Origin of the sequence: Rhodococcus sp. JS3073 (genome assembly GCF_026810085.1) — a bacterium.
GTDB classification, from domain to species: domain Bacteria; phylum Actinomycetota; class Actinomycetes; order Mycobacteriales; family Mycobacteriaceae; genus Rhodococcus_F; species Rhodococcus_F wratislaviensis.
The window spans coordinates 4,927,402-4,951,691 of the sequence record NZ_CP113951.1; the positions used below are offsets into that span (position 1 = coordinate 4,927,402).

General features: G+C 67.3%; 20 protein-coding genes. 16 read left to right on the forward strand and 4 right to left on the reverse strand.

Annotated features, from left to right (window positions below; all coding sequences use genetic code 11):
• Positions 1–82: 82 nt before the first annotated feature.
• A complete protein-coding gene (locus tag OYT95_RS22265) occupies positions 83–709 on the forward strand; it encodes a TetR/AcrR family transcriptional regulator (RefSeq protein ID WP_037242567.1) in 627 nt (208 codons plus the stop codon).
• Positions 710–799: 90 nt separating this feature from the next.
• Here the strand turns inward: OYT95_RS22265 and OYT95_RS22270 are convergent, their stop codons facing one another.
• Positions 800–3,109, reverse strand: a complete 2,310-nt coding sequence (locus OYT95_RS22270) for a serine/threonine-protein kinase (protein WP_128640839.1) — start codon at positions 3,107–3,109, stop codon at positions 800–802.
• 173 nt (positions 3,110–3,282) lie between these two features.
• Positions 3,283–3,852: a TetR/AcrR family transcriptional regulator gene (locus tag OYT95_RS22275; RefSeq protein WP_268789088.1), complete on the reverse strand. Its 570-nt coding sequence runs from the start codon at positions 3,850–3,852 to the stop codon at positions 3,283–3,285.
• A gap of 140 nt (positions 3,853–3,992) precedes the next feature.
• Here OYT95_RS22275 and OYT95_RS22280 point away from each other — a divergent pair, with 140 nt between their 5' ends.
• The gene (locus OYT95_RS22280) at positions 3,993–4,976 is read left to right on the forward strand and encodes a potassium-tellurite ethidium and proflavin transporter (protein WP_128640841.1); all 984 of its coding nucleotides are present in this window, start codon (positions 3,993–3,995) and stop codon (positions 4,974–4,976) included.
• Positions 4,977–5,023: 47 nt separating this feature from the next.
• Here OYT95_RS22280 and OYT95_RS22285 read toward each other — a convergent pair whose 3' ends face one another.
• Positions 5,024–5,479, reverse strand: a complete 456-nt coding sequence (locus tag OYT95_RS22285) for an OsmC family protein (protein ID WP_268789089.1) — start codon at positions 5,477–5,479, stop codon at positions 5,024–5,026.
• Entirely contained in the window at positions 5,476–6,315 is an 840-nt protein-coding gene (locus OYT95_RS22290; RefSeq protein ID WP_268789090.1) for a hypothetical protein, read from the reverse strand. The genes OYT95_RS22285 and OYT95_RS22290 overlap by 4 nt, the downstream gene beginning before the upstream one ends.
• Before the next feature lie 385 nt (positions 6,316–6,700).
• On the opposite strand from OYT95_RS22290, the gene OYT95_RS22295 reads away from it, so the two are divergent.
• The 14 genes from OYT95_RS22295 to cofC all read left to right on the forward strand — a co-directional run bounded on the left by OYT95_RS22295 (position 6,701) and on the right by cofC (position 24,200).
• Positions 6,701–9,967, forward strand: coding sequence for a protein kinase domain-containing protein (locus OYT95_RS22295; RefSeq protein WP_268789091.1), 3,267 nt, complete (start codon positions 6,701–6,703; stop codon positions 9,965–9,967).
• Positions 9,968–10,251: 284 nt separating this feature from the next.
• Complete coding sequence (locus OYT95_RS22300; protein WP_128640845.1) at positions 10,252–11,454, forward strand: CaiB/BaiF CoA transferase family protein; 1,203 nt, start codon at positions 10,252–10,254, stop codon at positions 11,452–11,454.
• 28 nt (positions 11,455–11,482) lie between these two features.
• Positions 11,483–12,370, forward strand: coding sequence for an LLM class F420-dependent oxidoreductase (locus tag OYT95_RS22305; RefSeq protein ID WP_268789092.1), 888 nt, complete (start codon positions 11,483–11,485; stop codon positions 12,368–12,370).
• Positions 12,371–12,398: 28 nt separating this feature from the next.
• Positions 12,399–13,853, forward strand: coding sequence for an aldehyde dehydrogenase family protein (locus OYT95_RS22310; protein WP_268789093.1), 1,455 nt, complete (start codon positions 12,399–12,401; stop codon positions 13,851–13,853).
• Positions 13,835–15,442, forward strand: coding sequence for an AMP-binding protein (locus OYT95_RS22315; RefSeq protein WP_268789094.1), 1,608 nt, complete (start codon positions 13,835–13,837; stop codon positions 15,440–15,442). Before OYT95_RS22310 ends, OYT95_RS22315 begins: the two co-directional genes overlap by 19 nt.
• A gap of 41 nt (positions 15,443–15,483) precedes the next feature.
• Positions 15,484–15,954, forward strand: a complete 471-nt coding sequence (locus tag OYT95_RS22320; RefSeq protein ID WP_128640849.1) for a VOC family protein — start codon at positions 15,484–15,486, stop codon at positions 15,952–15,954.
• A 29-nt stretch (positions 15,955–15,983) separates the two neighbouring features.
• Positions 15,984–16,805: an IclR family transcriptional regulator gene (locus tag OYT95_RS22325; RefSeq protein WP_128640850.1), complete on the forward strand. Its 822-nt coding sequence runs from the start codon at positions 15,984–15,986 to the stop codon at positions 16,803–16,805.
• A gap of 137 nt (positions 16,806–16,942) precedes the next feature.
• Complete coding sequence (gene npdG / locus OYT95_RS22330) at positions 16,943–17,623, forward strand: NADPH-dependent F420 reductase (RefSeq protein WP_268789095.1); 681 nt, start codon at positions 16,943–16,945, stop codon at positions 17,621–17,623.
• Positions 17,604–17,921, forward strand: a complete 318-nt coding sequence (locus tag OYT95_RS22335) for an NIPSNAP family protein (protein WP_128640852.1) — start codon at positions 17,604–17,606, stop codon at positions 17,919–17,921. The genes npdG and OYT95_RS22335 overlap by 20 nt, the downstream gene beginning before the upstream one ends.
• Positions 17,922–18,030: 109 nt before the next feature.
• Entirely contained in the window at positions 18,031–19,080 is a 1,050-nt protein-coding gene (locus OYT95_RS22340) for an LLM class flavin-dependent oxidoreductase (protein ID WP_128640853.1), read from the forward strand.
• On the forward strand, positions 19,077–19,775 hold the full coding sequence (locus OYT95_RS22345; protein WP_268789096.1) for an enoyl-CoA hydratase/isomerase family protein: 699 nt from the start codon (positions 19,077–19,079) through the stop codon (positions 19,773–19,775). Before OYT95_RS22340 ends, OYT95_RS22345 begins: the two co-directional genes overlap by 4 nt.
• Positions 19,772–20,935 (forward strand): acyl-CoA dehydrogenase family protein, encoded by a 1,164-nt coding sequence (locus tag OYT95_RS22350; protein WP_268789097.1) that lies wholly within the window; start codon positions 19,772–19,774, stop codon positions 20,933–20,935. Before OYT95_RS22345 ends, OYT95_RS22350 begins: the two co-directional genes overlap by 4 nt.
• Positions 20,932–23,490: a bifunctional FO biosynthesis protein CofGH gene (locus tag OYT95_RS22355; RefSeq protein ID WP_268789098.1), complete on the forward strand. Its 2,559-nt coding sequence runs from the start codon at positions 20,932–20,934 to the stop codon at positions 23,488–23,490. Before OYT95_RS22350 ends, OYT95_RS22355 begins: the two co-directional genes overlap by 4 nt.
• Positions 23,487–24,200, forward strand: coding sequence for a 2-phospho-L-lactate guanylyltransferase (gene cofC, locus OYT95_RS22360; protein WP_268789099.1), 714 nt, complete (start codon positions 23,487–23,489; stop codon positions 24,198–24,200). Before OYT95_RS22355 ends, cofC begins: the two co-directional genes overlap by 4 nt.
• The last annotated feature ends 90 nt before the right edge of the window (positions 24,201–24,290 follow it).

The window sequence follows — 24,290 nt, forward strand, 5'->3', positions numbered from 1 at the left end:
GGAGGGCTGTGAGTTACAGTTCACCCCACCGAATCGGACGGGTACAAGTCGCATTGTGCGGCAGATCGGGAGGGTTCAGCGAATGGGTACTGGCCAGCGGAAAGACCCCTCCCAGCAGCGGTCGCAGGAGACGGTCGCGCGCATCCTGTCGGCAACTGGTCAGGTTTTACGGACCAAGGGATACACCGGCTGCAGCACGAACGCGATCGCGGAAGCCGCGGGCATTTCGAAGGGCTCGGTGTACCAGTACTTCGCAAACAAGGACGAGATCATCGTGGTGCTGATTGACCAGATCATGGAGGACGCCACCGCCTCCCTCGGGGCCAATCTCGAGGAGGCCGTCGCGCAGGGGACGTTCCTGAAGGACGCTGCCCTGCAGGTCCAGCTTCTCGCGGTCCTCGACCGCTATCGCGACATCCTCACGTCGTTGCTCAACGACGCCCCGCACCTGACCCTGTCGGCTCACCGTTCCGTCCGGATCGAGGAGCGGTCCCGCGACCTCCTCCGTACGTATGTGACGGTGAACCCGTCCGCGATCGGACCGGGTGTGGACCTCGACGCGCTGCTGCTGGTGCTCACCGTCAGCTACCGGGAGGTGGGTCTCGAATATCTCCGCCGGGACCTTCGTGACCGGCGGAACGAGCTGGCCACCGTGCTCTACGACATGACGATGGGCGGTCTCGCCGGGAGTGCGACAAAAAGGGTGTAACGCGGAGGGGGCTTCGAGAGAAATACAAGTTGAGCCCATGGCGCTGTCGGACCCCGACCCGGCAGCGCCAGGGGCCTTCTTTTTGCGCTCTCAGCGGCGTCGCCTGGTCGGCGATCCCGGTACCTCCAGCCACACGACCCTCTCGAGCGCGCGCAGATCGCTCTCGATCCGCCGGAACAACTGATACACGGCGATGAACGCGAAGATGCCGCCCAGGCACAGCGCGCGCACCGTCGCGTTCACGGCATCGCCGGTGCTTCCGCCGACGAAGCTGAGCCCGGCGACCCCGATCAACGGGACGGCCGCGGCAACGGCGAGGTACCGCGGCATGCTCCGGCCGAGGGCCCGGATGTTGCGTCCGTCGCTTCCACGCAACTCGCCGTGCGACAGCAGGATCGGGCAGAGGCACCGCACTGCGTAGAAGGTGAGGATGAAGAACGGGTAGGCGAGCGCGACCGCCCCGCACACGGCGAGGGACGCGAGGAGTTGCGTATATGCGCGCAACGGAATCCCGCCTGCGGTGATCTCCAGGGCGACCGGGTAGGCGACGCCGGCGACGACCCACAGTCCGAAGCTGACCACCACCGCGCGGTGGCCGAGCCCGAGCGTCGTGGCGCGCGCCTTCTCCAGCACCTCGGAACTGTAGGTTCTGCCGTTGCGCAGACCGCGCGGCACCGTGAGCGCGAGTCGACACCAGTAGACGATGAGCACTGCGCCCAGCGGGAACGCGATCCCGCCGATCACCAGATGCACGAATTCGAGATCCTCCTGTGCCTCGACAGGCAGCGTCGCGATGATCAGCACCTTGTTGTAGTAGTAGTTGTATCCGGCTGCCAGCAGGTTCGGGATGCCGACGGCGGCGATCACGATGGGAAGCGCCCACCGCCACATCGTGGACCGCACGCTTCCCGGCGCGGGGTCGACGAGGTCGCGGGCGTGCGGGTCGAGGCACAGCGCGAACTGCCGTGTCAGCTTCCGGCCACTCGACCACCGATTGTCCCGGTCGGGTGCGAGCGACTTCACCAGGATGCGCCGCAGCGCGGCCGGGCAGTCCTCGGGGAGCGCGGATCGCTCCGGGTCCACTCCCCGGCGTCGGGACTCGAGCAGTACCCGAGGTGACGGCGGTGACGCGGTTCCGTCGTCGTCCGGGAAGGGCCGAGCCCCGGTCAGCAGTTCCCACAGCATGACGCCCAACGCGAAGATGTCGCTGCGGGTGTCGAGGTCGGAGGCGGTCCTGTGGGTGCTCGGGTCGATCACCTCGAGCTGTTCGGGCGACATGTAGGCGACGGAGCCGCCGATGAATCCGCCGGCGCCGCGATTCTCGACGCTGTCGCTCGAACTGACGTTGAAGTCGGCGAGCTTGGGGATGCCTTCGAGTCCCAGCAGGACGTTCGCCGGTTTGATGTCGCGGTGCAGGACGCCGTGCGCCCGGGCATAGTCGAGCGCGTCGGCGAGCCGCAGCCCGATCCATGCCACCGTCTCCGGCCACGACAGCGCGGCGATCTCGTCCCGCACACTCGAATACTCCGGCCGGATCTCGCCTCTCTCCGCGAGGACGCGGTCCACCGAATCGAGCAGCAGCTGCCCGGTCCGCTGCTCCGGCGGTGTCTTGCGGACCAGCCGCACCACGTCGAGGAGCGTGCCACCCGGGACGTACTCCATGAACAGCACCCGCAGCCGGCGGTCCTCGAGCACCCGCTGGTCGTAGACGCGGACGATGTACGGGTGGTCGAGCTGCGCCAGGGTCTGCGGCTCGTTGCCGATGTTCCGGGAGATCTTCAGCGCCACCCAACGCTGCATCGAACGCTGCCGGGCGAGGAACACCCGCGCGAACGCGCCGTGACCCAGCTCCATCATCAGATCGAAATCGTCGAGGCGCTCACCGACGTCGAGGTCGTCGCCCGGGCCGAGTTCCGCAGTGATGGTCCGTCGGTCCATGCGGCGATCGTGTTCGAGAAGAGTCTCGAACCGGGCTGCCTGCTGCGGGTATTCGGCGACGTACTCACCGGGATCGACGTCGGCGCCACTCTGACGGCGGACCCGGTACTCCAGATAGACGAGTTCCGGTGGCAGTGGTTCGGCGAGCAGCTCCGGGAATTCGAGGCAGTAGTCGGCGATGCGCTTCGGGTGACCCGACCGCAGCCACCGGTACTCGAGGTCCACCTTGATCAGCTCGATCAGCGCGGCCCGCCTGATCGCGGAGGTGTCGGGGAGATACTCGGTGAGCTCGGCGGGCGAACCGGAAGACTCCCAATCCGCGACGAGGCGTTCGACGCCGCTTTCCACGACGAACACCGGTTCGGCGCCCGACGTCGTCGACGGCGGCAGCTGGGTGTCCTGACCCAGTTCGGTGGGCGGCCCAGACGCGACCGTCGAATCACTCGGCGGGCGATCGTTCATGGCGGTCCGATTCCGGGCGGTGCAGATTCCGGGAGGTGTATAGGGGCGTGCACTTGCCAGGGTATTCCTGACCGCGGGTCACGGGGTACGGAAAGGCCGCGGCACGACCGCCTCCGGCTGGTGCTGTGTCTCAGATTCGACGAGCACCGGGCGCCGGGTAGGGGTCGCGACGGTCACAGCCCGTCGACGCACCCCTCGACGACGGTGGCGCAGATCTCCGGTTGGCCACCCGACTTCACGAGCACGCTGAGGCCGATCACCGAGGCCAGCATTTGACGAGCTGCGATGTCGGCACGCCGGTTCTTGTCGAATTCCCCGGACTCCTGTCCATGCTCGATTGCGCGCTCGAAGACTCCCTCGATCTGAGTGAACAGTTCGTCCGCGATGCGATTCACCTCGTCGTCGGCAGTGCCGAGTTCTGCCGCGGCATTGACCATGACGCACCCTCGCCGGTGCTCGCCGACCCCGGCGAGGGCAGTCATTGCCACCCCGAGGCGGGGCCTCATCGGGCCGGGCGCGGCGAACAGGTCGGCGAGGTACTCGAGTCGCATTTCGCTGTAGCGCCGAAGCGCTCGCAGAAACAAGCCGTGCTTGCTCCCGAAAGTGTTGTAGAGACTGCCCTTGCCGATTCCCATTTCGCCGGCCAGTTCCTGGGGAGTCGTCGCGGCGTATCCCTGGAGCCAGAACAGGTCCATCGCCTTGTCAACCGCCACATCGGTACTGAAGAGCATCGGTCTAGCCATCGAAGTAGATTAACCCGCAACCGTATTTGACCTCAAGGTCGATAACTAATATGGTGGCGGCCAGTGTATTAGACCCAGGAGTCAATAACTCGGAGTGGTCTGTAGGTCCGAGAATCTCCGCCCAGCCAGGAAGGCATTCAATGGCAGCCCACTCCAAGAGCGTTGCCCGCGAGCCACGCTCGCGCACCCATTTCCCACTGAACTCCCTCGCGGTCCCGCTGGGTCTGGCAGGCCTTGCCCAGGTCTGGTCGATCGCGACGGTCGCGCTCGGGACTCCATTCGCCCTCACGCAGGCGTTCTGGCTGATCGCCGCGCTCGCCTGGATCGTGATGGCGGCTGCGCACGCGCACCGCGACCGGCGCGTCGCCCTAGGTTTCTCGCACCAACTCACTCACTTCGCGCACGGTCCGCTCGCGGCGCTGCTTCCGCTCTCCGCAATGCTGCTGGGTGCAAACCTGCACCGCACGTTTCCCCTCGCCGGTACGGCGCTGACCCTGATCGCCATCATGGCCGCAGCCATCTTCGGGGCGTGGATGATGAGCTTCTGGATGAGCGGAGAAATGGCACTCGAGTCCGTGCACGGCGGCTACTACCTGCCCATCAGCGCAGCCGGCCTCGTCGGCGCACTCACCGCCGCCCAGACCGGTCTCGACTGGCTCGCTATCGCAAGCTTCGCGATCGGCCTGTTCTTCTGGGTGGTGATTTCCATGCTTCTGTTTCTCCGGCTCGCATTGCGCCCCGCCATGCCCGCGCCCCTCGTCCCGACGCTCGTCATCATGATCGCTCCGCCGGCAGTCGGCGCTGCCGCATGGCTGGCCATCTCGAACGGCCGACCCGACGCTCTGTTCGGATCGCTGACAGCAATTACGGCATTCATGGTGATGGTCCAGGTGCCCTTGCTGCCGCGCTATCGCGCTCTCCCATTCTCACACGGCTTCTGGTCGTTCACCTTTCCCCTGGCGAGTGTGGCTGCCCTCGCCATCATCTGGCTTCACCTCCTGCACCCGCCTGCCTGGCGGGCCGTCACCACGGCGCTACTCGCCGCTGTGACGATCTTCGTGGGGGTGATCGCGGTGAAATCCATGCTGTTGATCCTCACTCCTTCGCGTCGCGCCGTGCAGTGACGTGCCCCGGCAATTGCCGCCGCAGCCGGTGTGGCAGCCGAAGAGCGCTACCCGCAGGCAGCTGTCGATTCGCGGACGGACACCTCTTCCGTACAGGTGGACGCGGCATCGATCAGTGCTTGTCCTGGGCGACGGCTCGCGAGGTGGGGAAGGGCGGCACGCAAGCGCTCGGCGTGCGCCGCGTTCGCCACTTCCCAGTCCAGGCGAATCAGTTCGACGACGGGGCCGTCGTCGGCTCCCATCACGCGATCGACGTTCAAGCTCGCGGACACTGTGAGCGCGGCAGACTCGGCTATTGCGACCTCGCCGAGCAGTCGGAGCACCACCAGAGAGGCAGCGGCAATGCCGGCAAGCAGGTGCTCGACCGGGTTTGCGCCGGAGTCGTGCCCGCCATAGCGCGGGGCTTCGTCGATCGTCAGCTCGTGCCCGCGCGCGGTGACCGTCGTGCCATGGGTCCCGGGCACTGCCTGTACGACCAGTTGTTCACGTCGAGAAGTAGTCACCGAACCGCCTCGTAGAAGTCTGGGGTGGTGTGCCCACTCGCGGGTAGTACGCCTGTCAACCATTCGCACGCATCCGCACCGGCGGCTCGAACATCTTGTGGATCGGGGCCGTATCGAGGGGACAGGTAGTCCGACAACATCCGCTGCGCATCCGCCCGGCTGCTGTCGTGCAGCAGCGACGCCACGGCATCGAGTGCCACGGGAGTCCGGTTCTCGACGTCACCGATTGCTGCCGTCTGTGCGGCAACGACCTTCCGTACCGAGGGGTCGTCGAGGCTCGTTCTCTGCAGGTCGACTGCGATACCGGCAGTGGGGAACCTCAGGGCGGCGCCGAAGAACAACGACTCGGTGAGCCCGAGCCGTGACAAGGCGCTGGGCGCAAAAGCGGAGCCCAGAACAGCCGCGTCGGCTGCACCGGACCGGAGTGCCTCCAGCCTCTGTCGATCACCTGCGATTCCTCCGGGAAAATGCCGTACCGACGGGGCTTCGTCCCCGGCCCAGCTGGTCAGCAACCGCTGGGTGAAAGCCCACACGATCGATCCTTCGGGGTGCGCGGCCAGGACGGTCGGCCCAGCCGGCTGCGTCCCTCCCCTTCGTTCCCAGATCCAGAACAACGGGTGAAGAGTGTGGACGAGCGCTACCTTCCAGTGGCGTTGCCCTCGAAGTGCTTCGACAAGCGAGCCGCCCAGCCCCGCAGACAACTCTGCCTCCGGGTGCTCCGAGCCGGGCACCGCCTCCACGTCGATCCCCAGACGGTCGTAGTAGCGCGCCCGCTTGGCGATCTCGTGGCACACCAATTCGTGGACGTTGTGATCGCGATACCCCAGGAGAATCATGTCCGGTCCTTCTCGGCGAGCCGCTGCATGTTCACTATAATGAACTTGATACGTTATTTGGAACAAAATGTAGAGAGGGTCCTCGGACGCTGTCAAGCACCGCGCCCGTGGCCGGCGCGAGCGCCATCCCTGAGCGCGAGCATCGCGACACACGAACAATATTGTTGCGCAAAGCTATTGGGTACTCTGCGGCCTCGCGGGTTCGGCCCGGTCCGGAAGTCCTGGACGGATCGGGAATTCCTACATGCCACCGCACGCACGTCCTGCGGCTATATCCTTGGATGCACGCTATCGAGAGGTGAGTCCACGGGTGATTCGCGCTGGCCGCGCCGTCGGGGACCAGTGTGCGGGGAACCATGAGCCGGCGGGGTGAGTAGTCCGTCCGATGGGTGAAGGTGATCCGCGCGACACGCAGCGGTACGTCGTTCCCGCTGTCGTTTCGGAGCTGAGCGAGGCTGGTTTCGACGACGCCCAGGAGATCGGGCGCGGCGGCTTCGGTGTGGTCTACCGCTGCACCCAGGCGGAATTGGATCGCACGGTGGCGGTGAAGGTGCTCACCGTCGACCTCGACGAGGAGAACCGGGCCCGGTTCTTCCGGGAACAGCGGGCGATGGGCCGACTGACCGGCCACCCGAACATCGTGGGCGTCCTGCAGGTCGGTGCCACCGGCAGTGGCCGTCCCTACATCGTCATGCAGTATCACCCGCAGGATTCGCTCGATGTGCGGATCCGTCGCGGCGGTCCGCTGCCGCTGGAGAATGTGCTGCGGCTCGGGGTGAAGATCGCCGGCGCGGTGGAGACCGCGCACCGGCTCGGCATCCTGCATCGGGACATCAAACCCGGGAACATTCTGCTCACCGACTACGGCGAACCGGCGTTGACCGACTTCGGCATCGCGCACATCACCGGCGGCTTCCGAACCGCCACCGGTGCCGTCACCGGATCGCCGGCCTACACCGCGCCGGAGGTCCTCGAGGGCGATCCACCGAGCCCGGCTGCGGATGTCTACGGCCTCGGCGCCACCTTGTTCAGTGCTTTGACCGCTCATGCCGCGTTCGAACGTCGCGACAGTGAGCAGGTGGTCGCGCAGTTTCTCCGGATCACCACCCAACCCGTGCCCGACCTGCGCGAGCACGGAATCCCCGACGACGTGGCCGACACGATCGCCCGCGCGATGTCCCGGACGCCCGGCGCGCGCCCGGCCACGGCCGCCGAATTCGGGGAGGAACTGCGCCGGCTCCAACTCGATCACGGCTTTCCGGTCGACGAGCTGGCCCTCCATACCGCGCGGGGTTCGGCACGCGACCAGGCACACTCGGTATCGCGACTGCCCCGGTCGCCGGCACCCTCCACGCCGGTTGCGACGGGAAGGCTCCCTCTGGAACTGACCAGTTTCGTCGGCCGGCGGCACGAACTCACCGAGGCGAAGAACCTGCTCGCCGGATCGCGACTGGCGACGTTGACGGGGATCGGCGGTGTCGGCAAGACGCGCCTGGCGATGCGGGTCGCGTCGGCTGTGCGGCGCGAATATGCCGACGGGGTGCGCCTGGTCGAGTTGGGTGAACTGCACGACGAGTCGTCGCTGGTCGACACGGTGGCCGCCGCAGTGGGGTTGCGGGACGACTCGGGGAGGCCGCTGCGTGAGGTCCTCGTCGAGCACCTCGCGGTCCAGGAACTGCTGCTGGTGCTCGACAACTGCGAACACTTGGTGGATGCCGTGGCGGAACTCGCCGGCGTTCTGTTGCACACCTGTCCGGGGCTGCGGATTCTCGCCACCAGCCGCGAACCTCTCGGCATCGGCGGGGAGGCGCTGCTGCGGGTTCCGCCGCTGGCGGTGCCCGATCCCGACCGGCGGCCGTCCCTGCGGGGGTTGACCAAATACGATGCGGTGTCGTTGTTCGCCGAACGCGCCGCTGCCGCGGTTCCCGGCTTCGTCCTCACCGAGGAGAACGCGGCGGCGGTGGCGGGGATCTGCCGCCGGCTCGACGGGCTGCCGTTGCCGATCGAGTTGGCGGCCGCCCGGTTGCGTGCGATGTCGCCCGAGCAGATCCTGCAGCGGCTCACCGACCGCTATGCGTTGCTGACCCGCGGAAGCCGTGGTGCGCCGACGCGGCAGCAGACGTTGCGGTTGTCCGTCGACTGGAGTTTCGAGTTGTGCAGCGCCGGTGAGCAACTGGTGTGGGGCAGGGTTTCGGTGTTCGCGGGAAGCTTCGAACTCGATGCGGCAGAGCAGGTGTGCGGTGACGGCCTCGCGCCGGACGAGCTGCTGGACACGTTGACGTCGTTGGTGGAGAAGTCGATCCTGATTCGCGAGGAATCCGGTGCGGTGGTGCGGTTCCGGATGCTCGAGACCCTCCGCGAGTACGGCTGCGAGAAGCTGCAACAGGCAGGCGAGTTCCTGTCCGTGCGCCGACTGCACCGGGACTGGTACGAGGGGCTGGCGCTGGCCGCGGAGGCCGAGTGGATCAGCGCCCACCAGCTCGACTGGATCACCAGGCTGAAGCGGGAGCAGCCGAATCTGCGGGAGGCCCTCGAATTCAGTCTGGCCGACGATCCCGCTGCCGGCCTGCGTACCGCCACCGCATTGTTCTTGTTCTGGGGCTCCCAGGGCTCGTACAACGAGGGGCGGCGCTGGCTCGGTCAGCTGCTCGCCCGCCAGAGCGGCCCACCGACCGTCGAGTGGATCAAGGCACTCCAGCGCGCCGGCATGATGGCCGATGTGCAGGGTGATCTGGAGGCCGGAGCTGCGCTCGTGGCGGAGGGTCGTGCGCTCGTCGCGCACACGAGCGACCCCATGATGCGTGCTCTCATCGCTTATTCCGCCGGCATGCTCGCCCTCTACAGCGGTGAGCTGGCGAGCGCGACCTCGCACCTCGAAACCGCGCTCGCGGTGTTCGGCGAGCGCGGAGATCGATTGCTCGAAGTAGCAGCCCTGTACCCGTTGGGGTTGGCGTACGGACTCCGCGGCTCGACGGACCCGGCGATCGAACACCTCGAGCGTGTTCTCGCGATCACGGAGCAGCACGGCGAGAAGATGTACCGGTCGCACTCGTCGTGGGCTCTGGGCATCGCCGCGTGGCGTCAGGGTGACACCGATCGCGCGGTCCGAGTGCTCGAGCAGTCGTTGGAACTGACCCGGCAGGTGCACGGCCCACGCGTCGCCGCAGCCGGCCTCGAGGCCCTCGCCTGGATCGCCTGCGGACGGCGCGACGAACCGAGGGCGGCGGTTCTGCTGGGAGCCGCAGCGGGGCTGGCGCGGTCGGTGGGAAGCGATGTGGTGATCTACTCCGATCTTCTTGTCTACCATGACGAATGTGAGAAGAAGTCTCGAAGTAGGCTTGGGGAAAAGGCATTTGGAGCGGCGCACCGCAAAGGTGAACAGCTCGGCTTCGACGCGGCGATCGCCTATGCCCTCCACGAACATCCGCCCGGCATCTCCGCGCCGGGCACCGACGCGTCGACGCGACTGACCAAGCGGGAACGCCAGGTCGCCGACCTCGTCGCAGAAGGCCTGACCAACCAGGCCATCGCCGATCGCCTGGTGATCTCGCCGCGCACCGCGCAAGGCCATGTCGAGCACATCCTGGCGAAACTGGGTTTCACCTCTCGGGCGCAGATCGCGGCCTGGGTCGTGGAGAACACCGACGCATAACTCCGCCCAACAGTTCGCGTCGAAACCGGTGCGGGCATCGTCCCCGGCGGAAATGGTGTGCAGAATCGTTGGGGCGCAACCTTCTTCGGCTCAACGGTGTTCATCATGAAACTCATCCTGATCATCACCGGAGCCTGGCGCTGCCGGTAGGGCCCCGTTCGGCGCATCGACGGTCTCTCCGAGGTGGGCGGCGATTTTCCCTATTGACAGCGAGCGAAGCTGCTCGTAACGTCCGTGGTGTTCCAAATAATGATGTCAGTTCAGGATAATGAACGGAGCTAGTGATGGGGTTCACCGGAAAAATCGAGGCGCTCTCGGGCATCCGGGTGATCGACGCCGCGACGATGGTGGCCGGCCCCTTGGGTGCGTCGCTGCTCGCCGACTTCGGCGCCGACGTCGTCAAGGTCGAGCCGATCGGAGGCGACGAGTCACGGACATTCGGACCGGGACGAGACGGCATGAGTGGTGTCTATTCCGGCGTGAACCGGAACAAGCGCGCCCTCGCGCTCGACCTTCGTACGGCGGCGGGTCGCGAGCTGTTCCACGATCTCTGCTCGACCGCGGATGTGTTGATCGAGAACATGTTGCCTGCGGTTCGAGAGCGATTCGGGCTGACCGCCGCGGAGCTTCGCGAACGGCACCCCCACCTGATCTGCCTCAATGTCAGCGGATACGGCGAGAGCGGCCCCCTCGCGGGTCGTCCCGCGATGGACCCCGTCGCCCAGGCGCTCACCGGCCTGATGGAGGCGACCGGCGAGCGCTCGGGGACTGCGCTCAAGGCCGGGCCGCCCGTCGCCGACAGCGCGGCGGGCTACCTCGTCGCGATCGCCGCCCTCGTCGCCCTCTTCGCGAAACAGCGCACCGGGGAGGGGCAGACAGGCTCGATATCCCTGGTGGGTGCGCTGTTCCATCTGCAGACCCCGTGGCTGGGTCAGTACCTCCTCGCCGACTACATCCAGGGCAAGGTGGGCAACGGCAGCAACTTCTACGCGCCGTACAACGCCTATACGACCCGGGACGGCGGTGCGGTACACCTGGTCGCTTTCAACGACCGCCACTTCGTCAAGCTGACCCGGGCGATGGGCGCCGAGGCGCTTCTCGACGATCCGCGCTTTGCAGACGCCCCGTCCAGGTTGGAAAACCGCGAAGCGCTCGACACCGCCTTCGAGCCCTGGTTCGCTGCCCGCGACCGCGACGACGTGGTCGCCCAGCTCTCGGCCCACGACATCATCTGCGCCCCGGTCCTCGCGTACGACGAGGCCGTCACACACCCCCAGATCCAGGCCCTGGACCTCGTCGTCGACATTGCCCACGAGGAACTTGGACCGATGCGGGTCCCGGGTCTCCCGGTCAAGCTCTCGGGCACCCCGGGCCACGTGCATCGCCCACCGACGTCGCTGGGCGAGCACACAACCGAGATTCTCAGCGATCTCGGCTACGAGGACGACCGGATCGCGGCCCTGAGGGCCGAGAGGATCGTCCGATGACCACAGAACACGGCGAAAGGAACCACCAATGAAGGTCGGAATCAGGATCCCCGGAGCGGGACCGTGGGCAGGGCCCGAGGCGATCGCGAAGGTGTCGCGGTTCGCTGAGAAGATCGGCTTCGACTCCCTCTGGATGACTGATCACGTCGCGCTGCCGACCCGAGTCGAGACGCCGTACCCGTACACCGCCGACGGCAAATTCCTGTGGGACCCCGCCACGCCGTACCTCGACTGCCTCACGTCGTTGACGTGGGCGGCGGCTGCAACCGAGCAGATCGAGTTGGGCACCTCCTGCCTGATCCTCCCGTGGCGCCCGCTCGTCCAGACCGCCAAGACGCTGGTCAGCATCGACGTGATGTCGCAAGGCCGACTGTCGGTCGCCATCGGCGTGGGCTGGATGAAAGAACAGTTCGAGCTGTTGGGAGCGCCATTCAAGGACCGCGGCAAGCGGACCACGGAGATGGTCAACGCGATGCGGCACATGTGGCAGGAAGACGAGGTCGACTTCGACGGCGACTTCTACCAGCTCCACGACTTCAAGATGTATCCCAAGCCGGTGCGGGGCACGATCCCTGTCTGGTTCGCCGGCTACAGCACGGCCTCCCTGCGCCGCATCGCCGCCATCGGCGACGGCTGGCACCCGCTCGCGATCGGGCCGGAGGAATACGCCGGCTACCTGGCCACCCTGCGGCAGTACGTCGAAGAAGCCGGTCGTGACATGGACGAGATCACCCTCACCGCAAGGCCTTTGCGGAAGGCGCCGTACAACGCCGAGACGATCGAAGCGTACGGCGACCTCGGCGTCACCCACTTCATCTGCGACACGTCCTTCGAGCACGACACGCTCGAGGCAACCATGGACGAGCTCGCGGAACTCGCCGATGCCGTCCTCCCCACCGCACACAACCTGGCCTGAGGGCCGGGCGGAAGAAAGGACGAGAATCGTGCAGGCACTCACCTCATCAGTTCCCCTCGTCATCGGTGACCAACTGAGTGCATCGTCGACCGGGGCGACGTTCGACTCGATCAACCCGACCGATGGGTCGTACCTGGCCAGCGTCGCCGAGGCCACGCCTCAGGACGTCGCGCGCGCCGTCGAGGCTGCGAGGGTCGCGGCCAAGGCGTGGCAGCGCATGCGTCCGGCCCAGCGGACCCGCCTGATGTTCCGCTACGCCGCGCTGATCGAGCAACACAAAACGGAGCTCGCCCAGCTGCAGAGCCGCGACATGGGTAAGCCGATCCGCGAGTCGCTCGGGATCGACCTGCCGATCATGGTCGAGACACTCGAGTACTTCGCGGGCCTCGTGACCAAGATCGAAGGTCGCACGACGCCGGCGCCCGGTCGTTTCCTCAACTACACCGTGCGTGAGCCGATCGGTGTGGTCGGTGCGATCACTCCGTGGAATTTTCCTGCAGTACAGGCTGTCTGGAAGATCGCCCCGGCTCTCGCGATGGGCAACGCCATCGTCCTGAAGCCCGCGCAGCTCGCACCGCTCGTGCCCGTGGCACTCGGCGAACTCGCCCTCGAGGCAGGTCTGCCGCCGGGGCTGGTCAACGTCCTGCCCGGTCGCGGCTCGGTGACGGGCAACGCCTTGGTGCAGCACCCCCTGATCGGCAAGGTCACGTTCACCGGCTCGACCGAGGTCGGGCAGCAGATCGGCCGGATGGCAGCCGACCGTCTGATCACGGCCTCGTTGGAGCTGGGTGGCAAGTCGGCGCTCGTGGCCTTCGGTGACTCGTCCCCGAAAGCATTGGCCGCGCTGGTTTTCCAGGCGATGTACAGCAACCAGGGTCAGACATGCACTGCGCCGAGTCGGCTGCTCGTCGAGCGGCCCATCTACGACGAGGTGATCGAACTCGTCCAGAAGCGCGTCGAGGCCGCCCGAGTGGGCGACCCTCTCGACCCCGACACGGAGATCGGCCCCTTGATCAGTGCCGAGCAGCGCGAGTCGGTGCACTCGTACGTCGTCTCCGGGACCGAGGACGGCGCCAAGCTGATCAGCGGTGGAGGCCAGTCGGCGAACGGTGCGGCAGAGCAGGGCTTCTACTACCGCCCGACGCTCTTCGCCGGAGTCACCGCGGACATGCGCATCGCCCGGGAGGAAATCTTCGGGCCTGTGCTGTCGGTGCTGCCGTTCGAAGGGGAAGAGGAGGCGATCACCCTCGCCAACGACACCGTCTACGGGCTGGCCGCGGGCGTCTTCACCCGCGACGTGGGCCGCGCACTGCGGTTCGCGCAGACCCTCGACGCCGGCAACGTGTGGATCAACAGCTGGGGGGTGCTCAACCCCGCGTCGCCGTACCGAGGTTTCGGGCAGAGCGGCTACGGCAGCGACCTCGGCCAGGCCGCAATCGAGAGCTTCACCAAGGAGAAGAGCATATGGGCACGCCTGGATTGATCTCCGGGTCATCCCGACCACGGGTAAGTCGGCTGATCGATGCTCGCCACACCCACGACTGGCAACCCGCGGCGGACTACACGATCACCGAGGACGCCCTCTTCTCCCGCGACCCCGGCGCCGTGGCCGTGCTGCGCGGGGGAATCAACGCGCCCGAGGAGGTGACGTTCGGTCAGATTCAGCGTGCCGCTGTGCGCATTGCGGCTGTCCTCCGTTCCCGGGGAATCAATCCCGGTGACCGCGTGGTCCTCTACCTCGACCCTTCGGTGGAGGCAGCCGAGGTCGTCTTCGGGGTGCTGGTCGCCGGCGCCGTGCTCGTGCCCGTCCCCCGACTGCTCACCGGTACCTCGGTGGCGCACCGCCTCGTCGATTCGGGCGCGACTGTGCTGGTCACGGACGGTCCGGGCCTCGACCGTCTGGAGTCGACGGAGTGCTCCCTGCACGACGTCGATGTGCTCACGGTGGACGGTTCCCGTGGCCCACGGCTCGGGGACCTGGCCGGCCGGGTCGACCCACTGGCCCCGGCGCCCGGGCGGTCCTCGGAGCCTGCCCTGCTGATGTACACGTCCGGCACCAGTGGTCCGGCCAAGGGCATCGTCCACGCACACCGTGCCCTGCTCGGACATGCCGGCGTCGATTACGCCTTCGAGCTGTTCAGGCCGGGCGACGTGTACTTCGGCACCGCGGACTGGGGTTGGATCGGCGGCCTGATGCTCGGCCTGCTGGTTCCGTGGTCGTTCGGCGTTCCCGTCGTGGCGCACCGGCCGCAACGCTTCGACCCCGGCGCCACCTTGGACATGATGACCCGTCTCGGTGTGACGACCGCGTTCCTGCCGGCGTCGGTGCTGCGGATGTTCGCCGAGCACGGGGAATCGGCTCCGCGCCGCCTCCGCGCGGTCGTGACCGGAGGAGAGCCCGCCGGTGCGACGGAGCTCAGCTGGGCGAGGCACCATCTCAGCGACGCCGTCAACAAGGCCTACGGCCAGACCGAGGCGAACGCCCTCATCGGGGACTCCGCCGTACTCGGGTCCGTCGACGACGAAACCATGGGCGCTCCGTATCCCGGGCACCGCATCGCGCTGCTGGATGACGCGGGCACCCGCGTCGCGCCCGGCGAGGTCGGTGAGATCGCGCTGGGACTTCCGGATCCGGTTGCCCTTCTCGGTCATTGGGACGGCTCGTCCGCTCGAGTGGTACCTCCCTCTGGAGGGTGGCACCGGACAGGCGACCTGGCGCGGCTCTCCCATGGACGACGATTGGAGTACCTCGGCCGCGCCGACGACGTGATCAAGAGCCGCGGTTATCGAATCGGCCCCGCGGAGATCGAAGAGGCCCTCAAGTGCCACCCCCAGGTCCTGGACGCGGCGGCCGTGGGGCTGCCCGACCGGGAGATGGGGCAACAGGTCAAGGCGTTCGTGCACCTCGCTACCGGCGAGCTCACCGAGAAGATCGCGACACAGCTCCGCGAACTCGTCACCGCAGCGGTCGGACCGCACGCACGACCACGAGAGATAGAGGCAGTCGCCACGTTGCCGCGCACCGAGACCGGAAAGATCCGTCGCCGTGAACTGGTGTCGCCCCCAACGTGAGTTGGGAATCCGAAAAGACGAACAAGTGGAAAGACGAAGCTATGCGTAAATTCTGGCACGTCGGCATCAATGTGACCGACATGGACAAATCGATCGACTTCTACCGGAAAGTTGGTTTCGCGGTAGCGCAGGACAAAGAGGTCGAGGACAGCAACCTCGCGCGGGCATTCATGGTCGAGGGGGCCAGCAAGCTCCGCTTCGCGCACCTGCGCCTGAACGACTCCCCGGACGAGGCCATGCTGGACCTCATCGAGTGGCGGGATGCACGCTCCGAGGGGCGAGCACAGACCGACCTCGTCCACCCCGGCCTGTGCCGCTTCTCGATCCTGACCGACGACATCGACGCCGAATACGCACGGCTGGCCGACGACGGTGTCGAGTTCCTGCACTCGCCGCAGACCATCATGGGTCCGGACGGAGTCAACGGCTGGCGACTGCTCTTCGCCCGCGATCCCGACGGCACGCTGTTCCACTTCGCCGAACTGCTTGGGCAGGCGGCTACGGTCGGCTGACAGCAACGACACGACGAAGGTAGGAACCCTTGACGAAGGCAGAGGTCCCGGGCGGCGCGACCGACGAGCGGGGCGAGCAATCCAGCGAGCAGTTGGTGCCCGCCGTCTCACGCGCCACCCGCGTGCTGGAGACACTGGTTCAACAGTCCTCCGGGGCGACGCTCACCGAGCTGGCCAAGCGGTGCGCCCTGGCCAAGAGCACGGCGTCGGTCCTGCTCAGGACCATGGTGGTCGAGGGCCTCGTCGTGTACGACCAGGAGACCCGTCGGTACAACCTCGGCCCGCTGCTCGTGGAGTTCGGGGTCGCTGCGATCGCGCGAACGTCGGCGGTCGCCGCGTCGCGGACGTACATGGAGTGGTTGGCCGAGCGGACCGAGCTGGCATGTCTGGCGATCCAGCCGATGCCGGACGGACACTTCACGGCGATCGCGAAGATCGAGAGCCGCAAGGCCGTCAAGGTCACCATCGAGGTCGGCGCGCGATTCGCCCGAGACACTCCGTTGATCAGCCGACTCGCGGCCGCATGGCCGAGCCGGGGTCGTCCGGAGCTTGTCGAGTATTCCGCCGATGAGCTCGAGAAACTCCGGGCACAGGGTTACGGGGCGGTCTACGGCGAATACCGGCCGGAACTGAACGTCGCGGGAGTCCCGGTGTTCGACCGAGACGGCGAGCCATGCCTGTTCATTGCCCTATTGGGTATCGGTGACGACCTCACGGCCGAGGGCGTGGCCGGGATCGCCGACTACCTCGTGACGGCTTCACGGGAGATCAGCTCCCATATCGGCGGCCGCATCCCCGAGGATTTCCCGACACCGTTGGGGTCAGCCGACTTCGACGCCGAACGCGGCTGACCGAACCGCACTTTTCTTTTCATGCGGCAGGCCCCACCCGGGGCCTGCCGCTCCGAGTCGACCCTCGATGGCCGGCCGCCCACCTCCGAGTGCCACGCGCCCGAGGTATACCCGTCCACTGTTTGTAGGAGACACAGATGATCAGCAACAAAATCGCCGTCGTCGGCGGCACCGGGCCCCAGGGTAAGGGGCTCGCCTACCGGTTCGCGGCGGCCGGCTGGCCCGTCGTCATCGGATCGCGATCGGCCGAACGTGCGGAGCAGGCGGCCGCCGAGGTGCGCAGACACGCCGGCGACGGCGCCGTGGTCACCGCCGCCGACAACGCGACGGCTGCCGCCGACTGTTCCATCATTCTGCTGGTCGTCCCATACGACGGCCATCGTGAGCTGGTCTCGGAACTGGCGCCCACCTTCGCGGGCAAGCTCGTCGTCAGCTGCGTGAACCCGCTCGGCTTCGACAAGTCCGGGGCCTACGGTCTGGACGTCGAAGAAGGCAGCGCTGCCGAGCAGCTGCGCGACCTCGTGCCCGATGCCACCGTCGTGGCGGCCTTTCACCACCTGTCGGCGATCAACCTCTGGGAGCACGAAGGCCTCCTTCCCGAGGATGTGCTCGTGTGCGGAGACGATCGGTCCGCCAAGGACGAGGTGGCTCGCCTGGCCGTCGCGATCACCGGTCGGCCGGGCATCGACGGAGGAGTACTGCGGGTGGCTCGGCAGCTCGAACCGCTGACCGCCGTTCTCATCAACGTCAATCGGCGCTACAAGACGCGCTCCGGTCTCGCCGTGAATGGGGTTGTTCATGATTCACGAGCTGCGTGAGTACATTGCGCTACCGGGCCGCGCCGAGGAGCTGCACCGCAGGTTCGCCGACGAGACCCTGGCCCTGTTCACGGAACTCGGGCTGCAGGTCGAGGGTTTCTGGCACGAGGTCGGCAACCGTGATCGGATCGTCTACCTCGTGGCCTTTCCCGATGCGGAGGCTGCGACGGCTCACTGGGCCCGGTTCAAAGCCGATCCGCGGTGGCTTGCGCTGAAGGCGCGCACGGAAAGCGACGGGCCGCTCATCTCGGAGATCCGGAGCACGCTCATGGTCACTCCGGACTACGCCCGACCCTGACCGGCGCGGCCCCCGAAAAAGGCGTCGGCCGGCTCTTGACCGTGGCCGCCCTCTGTCCCTACTCTGTTCCATATAGTGATTCGAGTTCATCATCATGAAAAGAAGTCCTATGATCAAAGGCATCCAGCTCCACGGATGGGCTGACGGGCCACAGATGGTGGAAGTGGCCGAGATCGCCGCCCGGAGTTTCGAGACCGTCTGGCTCAGCGACCAACTCCAGTCCCGGGGCGTCGCCGTCCTCCTCGGCGCCATCGCTGCCCGCACCGGCATGGGCGTCGGTACGGCTGTCACCTTCCCCTTCGGCCGCAACCCCCTCGAGATGGCGTCGAGCATGGCCACCCTCGCGGAATTCATGCCCGAAGGGCGCCGGGTCAGCATGGGAATCGGCACCGGGGGTGGGCTGGTGAGCGCGCTCATGTCGCGACAGAACCCGACGAAATACGTAGCCGAGTTCATCACGATGTGCCGACTGCTCTGGCAGGGTGAAACGATCCGGATGGGTGACTACCCGCAGACCTGCGCGGCCCTCGGATTGCGTGAGGACGGTCGGGCGTCGTTCTCCTGGACAAGCAAGCCCGACGTACGCGTGATCGTCGCCGGCGCCGGACCGCTGGTGCTGGAGATGGCCGGCGAGATCGCCGACGGCGTCATCTGCGCCAGTAACTTCCCGGCCCACAGTCTCGCGGCCTTCCGCAGCGGCCAGTTCGACGCGGTGAGCAATCTCGACTCCCTGGATCGAGGACGCGAGCGCAGCAGTCGGGAGGAGTTCACCCGGATCTACGGCGTCAACCTGTCCGTGTCGGCGGACCGGGACAGCGCCCGCGCGGCCGCGCGACGACAGGCCACACTCATCGTGAGCCAGCAGCCCCCGGAAAACCTGCACCGGGTGGGCTTCGAACCCTCCGACTACGCCGCCACCCGAGCGGCACTCAAAGCCGGTGACGGCGTCGACGCGGCCGCCGACCTCCTCCCGCAGGAAGTCGCCGACCAGCTCGTCGTCTCCGGCACCCCCGGCGACTGCATCGAGGCTCTCGCCGAGCTGCTCGAATACGCGGAGGGCGCCGGGTTCACCGAGGCCTACATCGGGGCCCCGGTCGGCCCCGACCCCCGCGAGGCGGTCGAGCTGCTCACCTCCCAGGTCCTGCCGGAGCTTCGATGAGCGTGGACGTGGAAGGCGTTCGGGACCTGTGCCCGGCCGAGCACCACGACGGTCTGGTCGTGCTGACGCTCAATCGTCCGGAGGCGCGCAACGCCCTCGACGTGCCCCTGCTGCAGGCGTTCGTCGCCCGGCTTGCCGAGGGAAAACGCGCGGGCGCCGATGTCCTTCTCGTGCGCGCGGAGGGGGCGGCGTTCTGCGCAGGTGCCGACGTGCGTTCGGACGACGGCACCGCGATCGGCCGCCCGGGACTCCGGCGCCGGCTGATCGAGGAGAGTCTCGACCTGATGGGCGGCTACCCGGCCGCCGTGGTCGCGGTGCAGGGTGCCGCGGTCGGTGCCGGGTGGGCCATCGCCGCGGCTGCGGACATCACCCTGGCCGCGCCGGCCGCTTCGTTCCGATTCCCCGAGCTCCCACTCGGGTTCCCGCCACCCGACAGCACGGTGCGCAGGCTCGAGGCCGTCGTCGGCCCGGCGCGGGCGCTGCGGCTTCTGGCCCTGAATGAGCGTTACGGCGCCGACGACCTCGCCAGGCTCGGCCTGGTGGACGTCGTTCCCGAGGCTTCACTCGACGGGACCGCGCGCGAGATGGTCGCCCGGCTCGCGGTTCTTCCGCCCGCCTTGTTGCGCGATCTCAAAGCAGGCCTCTCCGTCTCGGAAGCGGGCCCCCTACCGACCACCCTCGAAAGGCAGTCATGACCACCAGCATCCACACTCAGACCGAAGAGCAGACGCACCTCCGTACCGCTGCCCGAGGATTCCTGGCCCGGCACGCCCCCGCGCACGACGTGCGCATCTGGGACGAGGCGGGGTCCTATCCCGAACAGCTGTTCCGCGAGATCGCCGGCCTCGGCTGGTACGACGTGGTGACCGGCGGCGAGGTCGTCGAGGAGACGGCCGGCCTGCTGATCACGCTCTGCGAAGAGATCGGCCGCACAAGCTCCGACCTCGTGGCCCTGTTCAACCTCAACCTCAGCGGGCTGCGCGACATCCACCGTTGGGGCACACCCGAACAGCAACAGACGTACGGTGCACCGGTGCTGGCCGGTGAGGCGCGCCTGTCGATCGCCGTCAGCGAACCGGACGTGGGCTCGGACGCCGCAAGCGTTGCGACGCGCGCCGAGAAGATCGGCGACGGGTGGGTCCTCAACGGGCAGAAAACCTATTGCGAGGGCGCGGGTCTCCCCGGTGCGGTGATGGAACTCGTCGCCCGAGTGGGCGGGGGTGGCCGCAAGCGCGACCAGCTCGGCGTTTTTCTCGTGCCGGTCGACCATCCGGGTGTCGAGGTTCGCCGTATGCCCGCGCTCGGGCGGAACATAAGCGGCATCTACGAGGTCTTCCTGCGGGACGTCGCCCTCCCGGCGACGGCGGTGCTGGGTGAGCCGGGTGAAGGGTGGCAGATCCTCAAGGAACGTCTGGTGCTCGAGCGAATCATGATCAGCTCTGGTTTCCTCGGCAGCGTGGCCGCGGTGCTCGACCTGACGATCCAATATGCCAACGAACGCGAGCAGTTCGGCAAGGCGCTCTCGAGCTACCAGGGAGTGACATTGCCCCTCGCCGAGATGTTCGTCAGGCTCGACGCGGCCCGGTGCGCCGTACGTCGTTCGGCCGACCTCTTCGACGCGGGCCTCCCGTGCGAGGTGGAGAGCACCATGGCGAAATTTCTCTCCGGCCAGCTCTACGCCGAGTCCTCCGCGCTGGCGATGCAGATCCAGGGTGCCTACGGCTACGTGCGTGACCATGCCCTGCCGATGCACCACTCCGACGGGATCATCGCCCGTGTCGTCGCGGGACCTCCCTCGGTCCAGCTCGACTTCGTTGCGCGGTCGATGGGCTTAGGGATCGGAGCGAGCAGATGACGAGTCTGAGCCGCGCACTTGCGCGGGTGAGTTCCGCCAAGACGATCGACGCCGGTGAAGCCGAGGCACTCCTGAGTGCGCGAGGCGGCGACCTCGACCGACTGTGCGAGGCCGCCGCGGCCGTCCGGTCGGCAGGCCTGTTCGACGCCGGACGCCCCGGGGTGGTGACCTACAGCCGGAAAGTGTTCATCCCGCTCACCCGTCTGTGCCGCGACCGGTGCCACTACTGCACCTTCGCGACGACGCCGGGACGGGTCGACGAACCCTTCCTGTCGCCCGACCAGGTGCTGGAGATTGCCCGCGAAGGCGCCCGGATGGGCTGCAAGGAAGCGCTTTTCACGCTGGGTGATCGGCCCGAGGACCGATGGGACGCCGCCCGCGAGTGGCTGGAGTCGCGCGGCTACGCCGACACACTGTCCTACGTACGAGCCATGGCGGTGCTGGTGCTCGAGGAGACCGGTCTGGTGCCGCATCTGAACCCGGGAATAATGTCCTGGGCGGAACTCCAGCGCCTCAAGCCGGTGGCCGGTTCCATGGGTCTGATGCTCGAATCCACTGCACGCTCGCTGTGGGCGGAACCCGGGGGTTGCCACTACGGTTCCCCGGACAAGAATCCCGCTGTTCGCCTGGCGTGCATCGAGGATGCGTCCCGCACCAACATTCCCTTCACGACCGGAATCCTGGTCGGGATCGGCGAGTCGCACGCCGACCGCGTGGAGTCCATCCTCCAGATCCGCCGGATCGCAAGGCAGTACGGCGCCGTCCAAGAGGTGATCGTCCAGAATTTTCGCGCGAAGCCGGACACCGCGATGCGGTCGGCGGACGACGCGGACCTCGACGAGTACCTGGCCACGATCGCAGTGGCCCGTATTTTGTTCGGACCCTCGATGCGTATCCAGGCCCCGCCCAACCTGTCGGAGCCCGACGAACTGCGCCGGCTGCTGGCGGCCGGGGTCGACGACTGGGGTGGGGTGTCGCCACTGACCCCCGACCACGTGAACCCCGAGCGGCCCTGGCCGGAGATCGAGCGACTCCGTGACCTGAGTGCTGCCGCCGGTTTCGAGCTCCGGGAGCGCCTCGCCGTCCAGCCGCAATACGTCCTCGCGGGGGAGCGGTGGGTGGACGCCCGCGTCCGGCCGCACCTGCTGGCGCTCGCCGACCTGGAGACCGGGCTGGCCGCCGATGTGCTGCCGGAGGGTCGACCGTGGCAGGATGCCGCGCCTGGCGAGTCCAGTGGCAGAACCGATCTGCACCTCGAGATCGATACGGAAGGGCGCCGGACGGATACCCGCAGTGACTTCGCGAACGCCTTCGGTGACTGGACCGTGCTCGGTGAGGAAATGACAGCACGTGCGGGGGCAGGCGCCCCTCCTCGTCTGGGCAGCGAGGTACTCGCCGCTTTGCGTGCGGCCGAGCGGAATCCCGCCGGTCTCAGTGACGCCGAGGCCCTGGCGCTCATTCATTGCGAGGGCCCAGATCTGGATGCCCTGTGCGTGTTGGCAGATCAGGTTCGGCAGTCGACAGTGGGCGACGCGGTGACGTACGTCGTCAACCGGAACCTGAACTTCAGCAACGTCTGCTACACCGGCTGTCGTTTCTGTGCGTTCGCGCAACGCGCAAGCGATGCCGATGCGTACCGGCTCTCCATCCCCGAGGTGGGGGAGCGGGTCGCCCAGGCCTGGGATGTCGGCGCCACCGAGATCTGCATGCAGGGCGGTATCGACCCGGGCCTGCCCAGCACCATCCATCTGGACCTGGCGGCCGAAACGAAACGCCGGAGCCCGCAGATCCACCTCCACGCGTTCTCGCCCATGGAGATCGTGAGCGGAGCCTCGCGCATGGGCATCTCGGTGGCCGAATGGCTCACCGAGGCACGCACAGCCGGGCTCGACTCCGTGCCGGGCACCGCCGCCGAGATCCTGGACGACGAGGTTCGGTGGGTGCTGACCAAAGGCAAACTCCCCGCGGCCGAATGGATTCGGGTCGTCAAGACCGCGCACGAGCTTGGAATCCGCACCACCGCCACGATGATGTACGGCCACGTGGACGAGCCCCGGCATTGGGTCGGCCACTTCCGCGTCCTGCTCGACATCCAGAAGGAGACAGGCGGCTTCACGGAGTTCGTCCCGCTGCCGTTCGTGCACCAGAGCTCGCCCATCTACCTTGCAGGGCTGGCAAGGCCGGGCCCGACCCGACGGGACAACCGCGCAGTCCACGCGATGGCGCGGCTGATGTTGCACGGTCTAATCGACAACATCCAGTGCTCTTGGGTCAAGCTCGGTTCGGACGAATGTGTGGAACTACTCCGCGGCGGGGTCAACGACCTCGGCGGCACCCTGATGGAAGAGACCATCAGCAGGATGGCCGGTTCGACCAATGGGTCGATGAAGACCATCGCAGACATCACCCACATGGCCGGCGCGGCGGGCCGGCCGGCCCGGCAGCGCACCACCACCTACGAGGATGTCGACGCCGAACGCTCCGCTGCGGCCCAACGATTCGACGACCAGGTGAGGACCGTGCTGCCACTCAGTGTGGGGATGGTCGCCCCGTGAGTGCGGCACGCGGCGCATCCCTGGGGCGGGGGTCCCGCGGGTCCTGGGTGGCCGTCATTCCCCAGCGGGACATCACGTCCGCGAAATCCCGGCTCCTGCTCCGGCCGGAGGCCCGGCAAGCGGTCGTGCGTGCCATGTTCCGAGATACGGTCTCCGCGGTTCTGGCGTCCTCGCAGGTGGAGGCTGTCCTTGTAGTCGTCGACCGGATTCAGGACGCCGCCCACGTGGGGTCGCCTGAAGTCGCTGCGCTGGTGGCGCCGGACACGGGCGGGATGAACGCCGCTCTGTGTGAGGGCGGACGCCGCGCCCGCGAGTTGTGGCCGCGCTGCCGGCTCGCGGGAATGCCCGCCGATCTTCCGAGCCTGCGCAGCGAGGACCTGGACGTCGCGCTGAAGGTGGCTGCGCGACACGAGCGTACGTTCGTCGCGGACTGGCGACGTGAGGGCACGAGTCTCCTGACAGCCCGCGAGGGCGTCGACCTGGCTCCGAAATTCGGAAGGCGTTCACGGTTGGCGCATCTGGATTCCGGCGCAGTGGAGACGCTGGACTCGAACATCGAGTCCCTACGTCGAGACGTGGACGATATCGACGACCTGCTGGACGCCGCCGTGAGACGGCCCGGTGCGACCCTGAGTGGCGTCCTGCGCAGTCTGGGGCACCCCTTCGAGTCGGAGCCGTCTCGGCGGCCCTTCGCCACTGTCCGGGCATAACCGGCGCACACGATCTACGAGCGGATCGGCTCAGCGTCATTGACGCTCGACCGCGGACGCGGCCCCGATTCGGCCTGCCTCCATCAGTAT

Coding starts and splice junctions, on each gene's coding strand:
- OYT95_RS22280 (WP_128640841.1), top strand. CDS start 3,993: ATGGCAGCCCACTCCAAGAGCGTTGCCCGCGAGCCACGCTCGCGCACC.
- OYT95_RS22355 (WP_268789098.1), top strand. CDS start 20,932: ATGACGAGTCTGAGCCGCGCACTTGCGCGGGTGAGTTCCGCCAAGACG.
- OYT95_RS22345 (WP_268789096.1), top strand. CDS start 19,077: ATGAGCGTGGACGTGGAAGGCGTTCGGGACCTGTGCCCGGCCGAGCAC.
- OYT95_RS22320 (WP_128640849.1), top strand. CDS start 15,484: ATGCGTAAATTCTGGCACGTCGGCATCAATGTGACCGACATGGACAAA.
- OYT95_RS22315 (WP_268789094.1), top strand. CDS start 13,835: ATGGGCACGCCTGGATTGATCTCCGGGTCATCCCGACCACGGGTAAGT.
- OYT95_RS22300 (WP_128640845.1), top strand. CDS start 10,252: ATGGGGTTCACCGGAAAAATCGAGGCGCTCTCGGGCATCCGGGTGATC.
- OYT95_RS22350 (WP_268789097.1), top strand. CDS start 19,772: ATGACCACCAGCATCCACACTCAGACCGAAGAGCAGACGCACCTCCGT.
- OYT95_RS22265 (WP_037242567.1), top strand. CDS start 83: ATGGGTACTGGCCAGCGGAAAGACCCCTCCCAGCAGCGGTCGCAGGAG.
- OYT95_RS22270 (WP_128640839.1), bottom strand. CDS start 3,109: ATGAACGATCGCCCGCCGAGTGATTCGACGGTCGCGTCTGGGCCGCCC.
- OYT95_RS22275 (WP_268789088.1), bottom strand. CDS start 3,852: ATGGCTAGACCGATGCTCTTCAGTACCGATGTGGCGGTTGACAAGGCG.
- OYT95_RS22295 (WP_268789091.1), top strand. CDS start 6,701: ATGGGTGAAGGTGATCCGCGCGACACGCAGCGGTACGTCGTTCCCGCT.
- OYT95_RS22305 (WP_268789092.1), top strand. CDS start 11,483: ATGAAGGTCGGAATCAGGATCCCCGGAGCGGGACCGTGGGCAGGGCCC.
- OYT95_RS22290 (WP_268789090.1), bottom strand. CDS start 6,315: ATGATTCTCCTGGGGTATCGCGATCACAACGTCCACGAATTGGTGTGC.
- OYT95_RS22335 (WP_128640852.1), top strand. CDS start 17,604: ATGATTCACGAGCTGCGTGAGTACATTGCGCTACCGGGCCGCGCCGAG.
- npdG (WP_268789095.1), top strand. CDS start 16,943: ATGATCAGCAACAAAATCGCCGTCGTCGGCGGCACCGGGCCCCAGGGT.
- OYT95_RS22340 (WP_128640853.1), top strand. CDS start 18,031: ATGATCAAAGGCATCCAGCTCCACGGATGGGCTGACGGGCCACAGATG.